This window comes from Streptomyces sp. NPDC054786, from assembly GCF_053611685.1.
Window position 1 is genome coordinate 1 of the sequence record NZ_JBSHAW010000002.1, and the last position, 11,506, is coordinate 11,506.

Annotated in this window: 12 protein-coding genes and 1 rRNA gene; 9 read left to right on the top strand and 4 right to left on the bottom strand. The window is 69.7% G+C overall.

Annotated elements, in window-relative coordinates:
- Nucleotides 1-148 precede the first annotated feature (148 nt).
- The 9 genes from rrf (at nucleotide 149) to ACWGI6_RS02300 (ending at nucleotide 7,289) form a co-directional block, all read left to right on the top strand.
- A 5S ribosomal RNA gene (gene rrf, locus ACWGI6_RS02260) occupies nucleotides 149-265 on the top strand.
- Between the two features lie 78 nt (nucleotides 266-343).
- Complete coding sequence (locus ACWGI6_RS02265) at nucleotides 344-1,018, top strand: HAD family hydrolase (protein ID WP_453265744.1); 675 nt, start codon at nucleotides 344-346, stop codon at nucleotides 1,016-1,018.
- 84 nt (nucleotides 1,019-1,102) lie between these two features.
- A complete protein-coding gene (locus ACWGI6_RS02270; RefSeq protein WP_453265745.1) occupies nucleotides 1,103-2,341 on the top strand; it encodes an MFS transporter in 1,239 nt (412 codons plus the stop codon).
- Nucleotides 2,310-3,485 carry an acetoin utilization protein AcuC gene (locus ACWGI6_RS02275; protein ID WP_453265746.1) on the top strand — a complete coding sequence of 392 codons (1,176 nt, stop codon included), beginning with the start codon at nucleotides 2,310-2,312 and terminating at the stop codon, nucleotides 3,483-3,485. Before ACWGI6_RS02270 ends, ACWGI6_RS02275 begins: the two co-directional genes overlap by 32 nt.
- Nucleotides 3,486-3,660: 175 nt before the next feature.
- Complete coding sequence (locus tag ACWGI6_RS02280; RefSeq protein ID WP_453265747.1) at nucleotides 3,661-4,476, top strand: phosphatase; 816 nt, start codon at nucleotides 3,661-3,663, stop codon at nucleotides 4,474-4,476.
- Between the two features lie 128 nt (nucleotides 4,477-4,604).
- Nucleotides 4,605-4,814, top strand: a complete 210-nt coding sequence (locus ACWGI6_RS02285; RefSeq protein ID WP_006604741.1) for a helix-turn-helix domain-containing protein — start codon at nucleotides 4,605-4,607, stop codon at nucleotides 4,812-4,814.
- Between the two features lie 119 nt (nucleotides 4,815-4,933).
- Entirely contained in the window at nucleotides 4,934-5,032 is a 99-nt protein-coding gene (locus ACWGI6_RS02290; protein WP_003948845.1) for a 30S ribosomal protein bS22, read from the top strand.
- A 197-nt stretch (nucleotides 5,033-5,229) separates the two neighbouring features.
- Nucleotides 5,230-6,279 (top strand): NAD-dependent epimerase/dehydratase family protein, encoded by a 1,050-nt coding sequence (locus ACWGI6_RS02295; RefSeq protein ID WP_453265930.1) that lies wholly within the window; start codon nucleotides 5,230-5,232, stop codon nucleotides 6,277-6,279.
- 14 nt (nucleotides 6,280-6,293) lie between these two features.
- Nucleotides 6,294-7,289 carry a lysophospholipid acyltransferase family protein gene (locus ACWGI6_RS02300; protein ID WP_453265748.1) on the top strand — a complete coding sequence of 332 codons (996 nt, stop codon included), beginning with the start codon at nucleotides 6,294-6,296 and terminating at the stop codon, nucleotides 7,287-7,289.
- 43 nt (nucleotides 7,290-7,332) lie between these two features.
- Here the strand turns inward: ACWGI6_RS02300 and ACWGI6_RS02305 are convergent, their stop codons facing one another.
- The 4 genes from ACWGI6_RS02305 to ACWGI6_RS02320 all read right to left on the bottom strand — a co-directional run bounded on the left by ACWGI6_RS02305 (nucleotide 7,333) and on the right by ACWGI6_RS02320 (nucleotide 11,346).
- Nucleotides 7,333-8,547 carry a DUF5667 domain-containing protein gene (locus ACWGI6_RS02305; protein ID WP_453265749.1) on the bottom strand — a complete coding sequence of 405 codons (1,215 nt, stop codon included), beginning with the start codon at nucleotides 8,545-8,547 and terminating at the stop codon, nucleotides 7,333-7,335.
- Between the two features lie 278 nt (nucleotides 8,548-8,825).
- The gene (locus ACWGI6_RS02310; protein ID WP_393906516.1) at nucleotides 8,826-9,611 is read right to left on the bottom strand and encodes an ECF subfamily RNA polymerase sigma factor, BldN family; all 786 of its coding nucleotides are present in this window, start codon (nucleotides 9,609-9,611) and stop codon (nucleotides 8,826-8,828) included.
- Between the two features lie 330 nt (nucleotides 9,612-9,941).
- Complete coding sequence (locus ACWGI6_RS02315) at nucleotides 9,942-10,925, bottom strand: HAD family hydrolase (protein ID WP_453265750.1); 984 nt, start codon at nucleotides 10,923-10,925, stop codon at nucleotides 9,942-9,944.
- Between the two features lie 142 nt (nucleotides 10,926-11,067).
- Entirely contained in the window at nucleotides 11,068-11,346 is a 279-nt protein-coding gene (locus ACWGI6_RS02320; protein ID WP_086720225.1) for a glutaredoxin family protein, read from the bottom strand.
- Nucleotides 11,347-11,506: the final 160 nt, after the last annotated feature.

The window sequence follows — 11,506 nt, forward strand, 5'->3', positions numbered from 1 at the left end:
GGTTGATAGGCCAGATATGGAAGCCTGGTAACGGGTGGAGTTGACTGGTACTAATAGGCCGAGGGCTTGTCCTCAGTTGCTCGCGTCCACTGTGTAGGTTCTGAAGTAACGACCTGTGTCATTGCCGGGTTGGTCAACTTCATAGTGTTTCGGTGGTCATTGCGTTAGGGAAACGCCCGGTTACATTTCGAACCCGGAAGCTAAGCCTTTCAGCGCCGATGGTACTGCAGGGGGGACCCTGTGGGAGAGTAGGACGCCGCCGAACAATCATTCAGCTCCGGTCCCTGAACCCTCAGGGACCGGAGCTTTTTTGCGTTTCGGGCCGCTCGGTACGCTCATGAGCATGCGCTACGACTTGGTCATTTTCGATAATGATGGCGTCCTGGTGGACAGCGAACCGATCTCCAATCGGATCCTTGCCGCGTACCTCACCGAGCTGGGGCATCCGACCACCTATGAAGAGTCGCTGCGCGACTACATGGGCGGCGCGATGCACCGTATTCACGGGCGGGTGCTGGAGCGGTCGGGGAAGCGGCTGCCGGCCGGGTTCGACGAGACCTTTCACACGCGGGTCTTCGAGGAATTCCGCAGGCGGTTGGAGCCCGTGGCGGGTGTGGTGGAGGTGCTGGAGAAGCTGGCCGCCGACGGGGTGCCGTATTGCGTCGGGTCGTCGGGGAGCCATGAGCGGATCCGGGTGGCGTTGACGAAGACCGGGCTGATCGAGCGCTTTGCCGGGGGGCGGACCGGTGACGGTGCCGCTGAGCGCATCTTCTCCTCGCAGGACGTGGGGCGGGGGAAGCCGGCGCCGGATCTCTTTCTGCATGCGGCGCGGGAGATGGGTGTGGCACCGGGGCGGTGTGCGGTGGTCGAGGACAGTCCGCTGGGGGTGCGGGCCGCGGTCGCCGCGGGGATGGACGTCTACGGCTTCACGGCGATGACGTCGGCGGCGAAGCTGACGGAGGCCGGGGCCACCGCGCTGTTCGTCCATATGGCGGAGCTGCCGGCGCTGTTGCAGTAGAGGTGTCGCCGGTCGGACATAGGTCGGAATTGGCGGAGAGATCCATCTACCCAGCGGTAGCGGGGAGTCCTAGGCTGAGCGGCCATGACGGCCCCTCGGGTACCAGGAGCGCAGCTACGGCACGGCCGGGTGTCGCTCGCCCTCAGCTTCTTCGTCCAAGGGGCGGTCTTCGCCCTCCTCGTGACCCGAATACCCGCGATCCAGGAGCGCTACGGGATTTCGGACGGGCTGTTGCCGGCCTTCCTCGCGGCGGTGCCCCTCCTCGCGGGGGTCGGCAGCGTCGGTACCGAGCAGCTGGTGAAGCGGGTACGGCCCAGCCGGGTCCTGCGGTGCGTGCAGCCCGTGGTGTGTCTGGCGCTGCTGGCGGTCGGGTCGGTCGGGTCGATGGCGCAGGTCGGGGTGGCGCTGGCGGTCTTCGGGCTGTCGGTGGGGGCCCTGGATGCCTCGATGAACATGCTCGGGGTGCGTCTGCAGCGGGCGTACGGGCGGAGCATCATGCTCGGGTTCCATGCGGCGTACAGCCTGGGCGGCATCGTGGGTGCCTCGCTGGCTTGGGCGGGCGCGCACTGGAAGCTGTCGCTGGTGCTGCTGTACGGGCCGGTGGTGGCGGCCCTGGTGCCGCTGGCGCTGATCGCGGGCCGATGGTTCGTGGACCGGGACCATCGGGACCCGGTGGGGGGCGAGGAGGGGCCGGCGGCGGCCGTTGCGCCCCTCGCGATGCGGCTGTTGTTGCCGCTGTGTCTGGTGATGGCGTTTGCGTATATCGGGGACTCGACCGTCTCCAATTGGAGCGCCAAGTATCTGCAGGACGTCCTGGGGAGCTCGGAGCAGCTCGCCACCGTCCCGTACAACGTCTACATGGTCACCACGCTGCTCGGGAGGGCGGTCGGCGATCTGGGCGTGCGGCGCTTCGGGGCGGTCGCGGTGGTGCGGACCGGGACGGTGGTCGCGGCGGGCGGGTTCGCGGTGGTGGCGGCGGCGCCGGGGGCCTGGGCCGGAATGGCGGGGTTCACGCTGCTGGGGCTCGGGCTGTGTGTGATCGTGCCCCAGACGTTCGCGGCGGCGGGGCGGTACGCCTTTGAACACCACGGTGCCGGGGCGTCGGACATGGCCGTCGCACGGCTGAACATTTTCAACTATGTGGGCTTTTTGATCGGCTCTCCGCTGGTCGGTGCGCTCGGTGATGCCTGGAGCTATCGGGGGGCGATGCTCGTACCGATGGCCCTGGTGCTGGTGACGCTGGTGTATGCCCGATCGTTCGGGGCGCCGGAGGCCCGATACGGTGACGGGCATGAGCGGCCGCGCACAGCTGATGTGGGATGAGGCAGTAACGGGCTACGACTTCGGGTCCGGGCATCCGATGGACCCGGTCCGGCTCGCGCTGACCATGCGTTTGGTGGAGGCGTACGAGCTGGATCGCGGGCCGCTGGAGGTGGTCGCGGCCAAGCCGGCCGGGCACTCCACCCTGCGGCTGGTGCATCGCGAGGATTACATCGGCGCGGTCCGCAGAGCCTCGGCGGACCCCGCTGCCGCGGATCTGTCGTACGGGCTGGGGACGGCGGACGATCCGGCGTTCGTGGGGATGCATGAGGCGTCCGCGCTGATCGCCGGGCAGTCGGTGGGCGCGGCGGAGGCCGTCTGGCGTGGCGATGCGGCGCATGCGGTGAACTTCGCCGGCGGGCTGCACCATGCGATGCCGGGCGGGGCGGCCGGATTCTGTATCTACAACGACGCGTCGCTGGCGGTCGCCCGGCTGCTGGAGCTGGGCGCCGAGCGGGTCGCGTACGTCGATGTGGACGTCCACCACGGCGACGGGGTGCAGGCGGCGTTCTGGGAGGACCCGCGGGTACTGACGATCTCGCTGCACGAGCATCCGCGGACGCTCTTTCCGCAGACCGGCTGGCCGGAGGAGACGGGCGGCGAGGGTGCGGAGGGCAGCGCGGCGAATGTGGCGCTGCCGGCCGGGACCGGGGACGAGGGCTGGCTGCGGGCCTTTCATGCGGTGGTGCCGGAGCTGCTGGGGGCCTTCCGGCCGCAGGTGATCGTGACGCAGCACGGCGCCGACACCCACTTCGAGGATCCGCTGGCGCACCTCGCGGTGAGCCTGGACGCTCAGCGTGCGGTGGCGGAGGCCTGTCATGACCTGGCGCATCAGTACGCGGACGGCCGCTGGGTCGCGCTCGGCGGAGGCGGCTATGCGGTGGTGGACGTGGTGCCGCGCAGCTGGACGCATCTGGTCGCGATCGCGGCGGGCCGGCCGATCGATCCGACCTCCATGGTGCCGGAGGCGTGGCGGCACGAAGTGTTCCGCAGGACGCGGCAGTTGGCGCCGCTGCGGATGACGGACGGCCGTACGCCGCAGTGGCGGGACTTCGTCGACGACGGCTATGACCCGGCCGACCGGCTGGACCAGGCGGTGCTGGCCACCCGCCGGGCGGTGTTCCCGGCGCATGGGCTGCTGCCGTAGGGCCCCGCAGCGGCCCATGTAACGCTGGCACGGGCTTCAGGGGCCGAGGGGCGCCGCGTGCTCCGTAGCGCCGCCCGCCGCCCCCGTACGGCCGTATCCGGCGCCGTGCCCCGAAGGTGTGACTACCCGGCGGTCAGGGCAACCGTAGGCCGACCAACCGGACAGTATGGGACGCGTGTTGGGTACCGGGGCGCTGCGGGCGCACCTGATCGAGACGCGGCTCGCGGGGACGATCGCGACCACGCGGGAGAAGAGTCTGGCGCGCTACCGGCTCTTCGCGGCGCGCGATCCCCGGGCGCTGCTGGGGCTGGATCCCGAAGGGGACTGGCCGGTCGGTGAAGTACTGCGACTGATGGGGCAGGAGTGCGGAGTTTCGGCCGATCCCGCACATACTTCCGGCCTGGATGTGATCGATCCGGACCGCACCATCGCGGCGCTCGACCGGTTCGCCGAACGGGTCGGTGAGGCGGCCGGCCGCCGGGCGCCGGTGCTGATCGGCACCGGCCATCCGCACCGGCTGGTGGAGTTCTACGCCGCCCTCGCAGACGCTCTCTCGTCGGCGGGCTGCCCCGTTCTCACCCCGGCGTATGGCGACCGTGTCGACATAGCGACCCGGTTCGGGGTACGTACCTGCACACTCGACTACGTACGGGGAGTCGCGCTGATGCGAGAAACCGGCGTGCGGGGCGCGCCCGGGACGGGGGGCGTACACACCCATTCGCCGCTCCCGGTACGCACCGCTCTGGCGGCCGTGGGGGGCTCCGCCGGGCCGCTGCCGGGACTGGTGATCGGGGACCATGGCTGGGTCTGCGGGGCAGGTCAGCTGGGCATCGAGGCGATCGGGCTGGCGGACTCGGACGACCCGGCGCTGTTCGTCGGTCAGGCGGAGGGGCGGGTGTCGGTGGCGGTGCCGCTCGACGATGCGGTGCCGGCCGCGAACTATCAGCCGCTGGCGCGCTATGTCCTTAATCGGGCATATCTGTCCCGATAGTGGGCTGTTCGCTGCTCCTCTTCCCCACTCGCATCACCCGCCCCTAATCTGGGGAGTGAGCGCATAGCGACGAAGAGTCACCGGAGGGGAAGCCGGTGTCCGTCTTATGCGGAAGGTGCAGGTGTGGCATGGCTGCAGACCAGAGGCCTCTGAACGAGGTCGTGTTCCTGACAGTGGCGGAGGTCGCCACGGTGATGCGAGTATCGAAGATGACCGTGTACCGCTTGGTGCACAGCGGTCATCTGCCCGCGATTCGCGTGGGGAGGTCTTTCCGGGTTCCGGAGCAAGCGGTTCACGACTACCTCCGTGAGTCCTTTGTGGGGGTGGAATCGGCCTGACAGTTCTTCGCCGACCCTCGGATTACGCCGTTCGCCCGTGGCCGGGTAGGCTGGCCCGATGTAGGTAGTGTGGGCTCGGACGCCCCGCACCGAGTGATTCGAAGTAAGCGAGGGTAGTCGTGGGCTCTGTTATCAAGAAGCGGCGCAAGCGGATGGCTAAGAAGAAGCACCGCAAGCTGCTCAAGCGCACCCGTGTTCAGCGTCGTAACAAGAAGTAAGCGACGCTGACCGCGATTTCGCAGCCCCCCATCGCCCTGTGCGATCGGGGGCTGCGGCGCGTTGTGGGCCGTACGGACGGTGGTCGGACGGAAATGTGGCCACGGGCATCCTGTGGTCATCACAGCGCAACACCTACCCGATAGCGTGGCCCGGACAGCTCGGCCACGGCGGTCGCGGCGGGAAGGAAGGGCTGATCTTGGGCAAGGTCGTGCTCGTCACGGGAGTCGCACGGCAGCTGGGCGGCCGGTTCGTCCGCCGTATCCAGCGCGATCCCGACGTCGACCGGGTGATCGGGGTCGATGCCGTGGCGCCGGAACATCATCTGGGCGGCGCCGAATTCCTCAAGGCCGATATCCGGCATCCGGCCATTGCCAGGGTCCTGGCCGAGACGGGCGTCGACACGGTCATCCATATGGACATCAACGGCACGCCGTTGGGCAAGCGCGGCGGCCGCACCTCGGTGAAGGAAACCAACGTCATCGGGACGATGCAGCTGCTCGGCGCCTGTCAGAAGGCCCCGAATGTGCAGCGGCTGGTCATCAAGTCCAGCACCAGCGTTTACGGCTCCGCGCCCCGGGACCCCGCCGTCTTCACCGAGACCACCACGCCGAAGTCGCTGCCCAGTGGCGGCTTCGCCAAGGACGTCGTCGAGGTCGAGGGGTATGTACGAGGCTTCGCCCGGCGCCGGCCCGATGTGGCGGTGTGCGTGCTGCGCTTCGCCAACATCCTCGGGCCGTGTGCGGATTCGCCGCTCGCCGAGTACTTCTCGCTGCCCGTGCTGCCCACCGTCCTCGGCTACGACCCGCGGCTGCAGTTCGTCCATGAGGGCGACGCCATCGAGGTGCTGCGGATCGCCGCCGCCGCGCCGCGCCGCGGCACGCTCAACAGCGGCACCTTCAACATCGCCGGGGACGGCGTGCTGCTGCTGTCACAGACCTCCCGGCGGCTGGGGCGGCCCACCCTGCCGCTCCTCCTGCCGACCGTGACCTGGGCCGGTACGGCGCTGCGGTCCATCGGCATCACGGACTTCTCACCGGAACAGATCCGGCTGCTCACGCACGGCAGGGTCGTGGAAACGACGCAGATGCGCGAGACACTGGGGTTCCATCCGAAGTACACGACGGCGGAGACCTTCGCGGAATTCGCCCGCAGCCGTGGACCCGGGCTGCTGCCGCCCGAGTCCGTCGCCCGCACCGTCGACCGGCTCGCCGGCGTGCTGACGGCACGCGGCGGCCAGACCCAGTGAGGAGTTCACCCACGATGGCGGACGCCAAGGTCATCCCCTTCGGCGAGGAGCCCCGGGCGCGCAGGAAGGCCAGGAGGGCCGGGCGCACGGGGCGCGGTACGGCGCTGGCGCCCGTACCCGAGGCACGGACCGAGCACCCGCCGGCGGTGCCCCCGCGGCCGAGCCCCGGGCGGTCCCTGGACGAGCGGATCGCGGGCGGGCTGGCCTTTCTGCGCCGGCGGATCACCGGCGACTACGAGGTCGACGACTTCGGGTACGACGAGGAACTGACCGACCAGGTCCTGATGTCGCTGCTGCGGCCCTTCTACGAGAAGTACTTCCGGGTCGAGGTGAAGGGTGTCGAGAACATCCCCTCCGACGGCGGGGCGCTGATCGTCGCCAACCACTCCGGGACGCTGCCGCTGGACGGCCTGATGCTGCAGGTCGGGGTGCACGACAACCACCCGGCGCAGCGTCATCTGCGGCTGCTGGCGGCCGATTTGGTGTTCGTCCTGCCGGTGATAAACGAGCTGGCGCGCAAGGCCGGGCACACCCTCGCCTGTGCGGAGGACGCCCAGCGGCTGCTGGAGCGCGGCGAGATCGTCGGGGTGATGCCGGAGGGCTTCAAGGGCATCGGCAAGCCCTTCGCCGACCGCTACAAGCTGCAGCGGTTCGGGCGCGGCGGCTTCGTCTCGACGGCGCTGAAGGCCGGGGCGCCGATCGTGCCGTGCTCGATCGTGGGCGCGGAGGAGATCTACCCGATGATCGGGAACGCAAAGACGCTGGCGCGGGTGCTGGGGCTGCCGTACTTCCCGGTCACGCCGACCTTCCCGTGGCTGGGGCCGCTGGGGGCGGTGCCGCTGCCGACGAAGTGGACGATCCAGTTCGGTGAGCCGATCCCGACGGCCGGCTATCCGCCGGAGGCGGCGGACGATCCGATGCTGATGTTCAACCTGACCGATCAGGTACGGGAAACGATTCAGCACACCCTCTACAAGCTGCTGGTACAGCGACGCTCGGTGTTCTTCTGAGGGAAGGACCGGAAGAACACCGAGCGCCGGAGGGACCGCTTCGCTACTTGGGAAGATCCTCCCCGTCGATGCCCAGGCCGGGAAGCAGCCCCGGGATCAGCGGTGGGAGGGTGACGTCGGGCTGGCCGCCGGTGTCCCGGCCACTGTGGTGGTGGCCCCGGCCGTGCGGGGACGGGCTGCCGCCCTTGGACGGCGGGTCGAGCAGGCCGCCCGTATTGCCGCCGAGCAGGCCGTCCTCCTGGGACGGCGAGGCCGACGGGCGGGGGGCGTGCGAGCCGCGGGCGTGTTTGCCGGAGGCGGACTTGCTGCCCGACGGGGCCGGACGCCCGTCGGAGCCGGAGCCGGTGCCCCCGGAGGCGGGCGTGTTGCGGTGGTGGCCTCGGCCGTCCGGGGTGGGCGGCAGCAGCGGGCGGAGCGGACCGACCTCTTTGTCTATGGCGTCGAAGACCGAGCTGACCCGGTCACGGACGTCCATGAGCTGCACCGGGAGCCTGTCGCGCAACTGCGACCAGGTGCGGCGGTGGGACTTGGTGAAGGAGTTCAGCGCCTGGATGGGGCCGAGTGAGCCATCGCGCTCATACGCCTGGTGCAGCAGGCGGTGGCCCTCACCCGCGTCGTGTGTGACGCCGGCGAGCGCCTTGCGGACCTCGCCGAGCGCTTCATGGTCGAGGTCGGCGACCCGGGCGCGCTCCATCAGGCGGCGCGCCTCCAGCATGCGGATGGCGGCCTGGTCGAGATAGAGCTGCCCGCGGTCCGAGTCGTCGTCGGCCATGCCGAGCTTGAGATCCTCCATGCCGCGCTTGAGGCCGTAGAGGGAGTCGCCGGGAAGGGCGTCGGAGCTGGCCGCGGCGACGCCGGTGAACGCACCGGCGGCGACGCCGACCGTCAGCCCGCCCGCCGCCAGTCCCTTGGTGAGGCGGGAGCGCGGACGCAGCCTGCCGATCGATTTTGTGGCGCGGTGCGCGCCCTTGTGTTCGCGCTGCTCGGGCACCCTGGCACCGTCGGACGGAGCGCCTTCGGCGAAGGCGGACTCCATCGCGGCGATGAGCTGGGCGCGCTGGACAGTCTTGACCTCGGCTGCCATCTCCGGCCTCGGGAGTTTCCCGAGGCCGTCGGCGGCCGCCAACAGCCGTGCTTCGCCCGGCGCTTGCGCCGGATTGTCGACCTGGTCCTCGGCCGCCGTGCCCTCGAGGACCTGCTCCTCAAGGGCCTGGGCGAAGGCGTTGGCCCGCCGGTGCACCGAGACATTCGCGATCACGGGCGGCACCTCCTCTCGTCATCCCGCTCGACTCCCCGGACTGGCTTTGACTGTCCAGACGGACCGGACGGTTGCAAGCCGTTGTCCGCAGCCACTCGATCGAGTGAGAGGCGGCGGGCAAGGCATGACCGCATGGAGCCTGCATCCCGCACAACGAGCGGCGCGGCACTCGGGTTACGCACTCACGATGATCTGACCGACCGGGTATGGAAGGTCACCAAGAGTGAGCAGATACGGCATGGGACTGGTCATCGGCATCTGCGGACAGGGGGGTCGGGTCAGCGGGCGTCTTCGGGGAGCAGCCGCGCCAGGGTGCGTACGGCGCGGTACTGGAGGGTCTTGATCGCGCCCTCGTTCTTGCCCATGACGCGGGCGGTCTCGGCGACCGAGAGGCCCTGCAGAAAGCGCAGCGTGACGCACTCCTGCTGTTGGGGGTTGAGCTTGCGTACCGCCTCCAGCAGGGCGGCGTTGGAGAGGGATTCGAGGACCGAGTCCTCGGGGCTGCGCTCGACCTCGTTGGCGTCGAGCATCTCGCCCGTGGTGACTTCCAGGCGGAAGCGTGAGGACTTGAAGTGGTCGGCGACGAGGTTGCGGGCGATGGTCACGAGCCAGGCGCCGAAGTCACGGCCCTGCCAGGTGAAGGTGCCGATGCGGCGCAGGGCGCGCAGAAAGGTCTCACTGGTGAGGTCCTCGGCCGTGGCGCGGCCGCCCACGCGGTAGTAGATGTAGCGGTAGACCGTGTCGGCGTACTGGTCGTAGAGGCGGCCGAAGGCGTCGGCCTCGCCCGCCTGGGCTCGTTCGACGAGGTCCATCATGCGACGGCTGTCGCTGTCGGCGGGGCGACGGGCGGTGGTCGTGCCGGAGCCGGAGCGGCGGGTTCTGCCGGCGGCCTTGCCGACCGCAGCACTCCCGTCGGCCAGGGCGTAGCAGGGTCCGGCGGCGGGGACGGCTGAGGCGAATGCGGGGACGGCGTACGCGGTGGGGACAAAACTGCGCAGGTGGTCGACGAGTGTCGTACGCAGCGTAGCCAGGCCCGAGGCGTCAACCCCGACGTGTGGGTACACGGGACTCCCAGAGGCAGAGCTTCCATCACGTGCAGTGCGGGACCGTTCACTCGTCGTAGGGACGTGTGGGTTCCGGATTGCGTCTGAGGAGAATAACGCTTCGTACAGGCAGCGCTACACCCAGTTGCTCAAATCATCGATTACTTACGGTCCGTGCCGGGTTGGTGGCAGATCAAGTATCGAATACTGAGCAACTTTTGATCGGAAGGAAACGCAATCTGCCTGGTTGGAGGGCGTGTTGTGGTTACCCGGCGGCTACGGGACTGAGGGGACGGCGGAGGGGGTAGGAAGAGGGGATGGACCGCCGTCCCGTACGGGTATCAGGCCTGGTCAGCGGCGTCGGCGCTGCAGTGCGACCGCGGCTGCGGCACCGCCTGCGAGGGCGCCCACACCGGCCGCCGCGGGGATGCCGATCTTGGCGGCCTTGCGTCCGGTCCGGTAGTCGCGCAGCCGCCACCCCTGCTCCCGGGCGTGCTTGCGCAGTCGGCTGTCCGGGTTGATCGCATAGGGGTGCCCGACGAGCGAGAGCATCGGGATGTCGTTGGCGGAGTCGCTGTAGGCGGCGCAGTGCGACAGGTCCAGGCCCTCAGCGGACGCCAGGGCGCGGACCGCCTCGGCCTTGGCCGGGCCGTGCAGCGGCTCGCCGACCAGTTTGCCCGTGTAGACCCCGCCGACGGACTCGGCGACGGTGCCCAGCGCGCCGGTCAGGCCGAGCCGGCGGGCGATGATCGTCGCGGTCTCGACGGGGGCCGCGGTCACCAGCCAGACCTTCTGACCTGCGTCGAGGTGGGCCTGGGCCAGGGCGCGGGTGCCGGGCCAGACCCGCTCGGCCATGTACTCGTCGTAGATCTCCTCGCCGATGGACATCAATTCGGCGACGCGGTGGCCCTGGACGATGGACAGCGCGCTGTTGCGGACGTCCGCCATGTGCTCGGGGTTCTCCGAGCCGGCCAGCCGGAAGTAGATCTGCTGCCAGGCGAACCGGGCCAGATCGCGCTTGTGGAAGAAGTGCCGCTTGTACAGGCCGCGGCCGAAGTGGAACAGGGCGGCGCCCTGCATGACGGTGTTGTCCAGGTCGAAGAAGGCGGCGGCCGCCGTGTCCCCGACGACCGGGAAATCGGGTTCCGCCGCGGTCTCGGTCTCTTCGACGGGCGGCGCCTCCTGGGAGGACTTCCGGGCGGCCTCGGCTGCGGCCTCGCCGGCCAGCACACTGCGGGCCGTGGCGGGTCGTCTGCGGCGGGTGAGCCAACCCAGGGAGAAGAGTGCCCCGGAGGGACTCCAGCGGAGGCGATGAGCGGGCGACGGGCGGGCCATGGCGCTAGCGTAGCCAGTTTGTTCGGTGCAGCCGGTTACGGGCGCGTGTCCGGAAGGCCTGGGGCGGTGGACGGTTGCGTTACGGCCATCCGTGGCGGCGTCCACGAGAGCGTTCCTCGCGGCCTCGCGGAGCGGGTACGGCTCAGGCGCCCAGAGCCGTACGCAGCCGCTTCGGGTCGACCCGCCAGAAGTCGTGCTGGGCGCCGTCGACGAGGATGACCGGAATCTGCTCCCAGTACTTGCGGTGCAGCTCGGCGTCCTCGGTGATGTCTTTCTTCTCCCAGGACGCGCCGGTCTCCGCGCACACTTTCTCGATCACGGCCTGGGCGTCATCGCAGAGGTGGCAGCCCGGCTTGCCGACGAGGGTGACCATCCGGTCGGCGGGGTTCTTGCGGGGGCTGCGGCTGAACAAGGGGGCCATGGAGACATTGTGCCGGGTCGGGTCGGCGGGAGGGCGTGTCGCGGGGGCCGGGCCGGGCCCCGCACCGCCGGGCACGGATTCGGGGCGCGCCCGCGGCGGTCCGGGTCGATTACCATCGGTGGGCGATTTGTAGGTTTCCGGGGGTATGGCGATGAGGAGT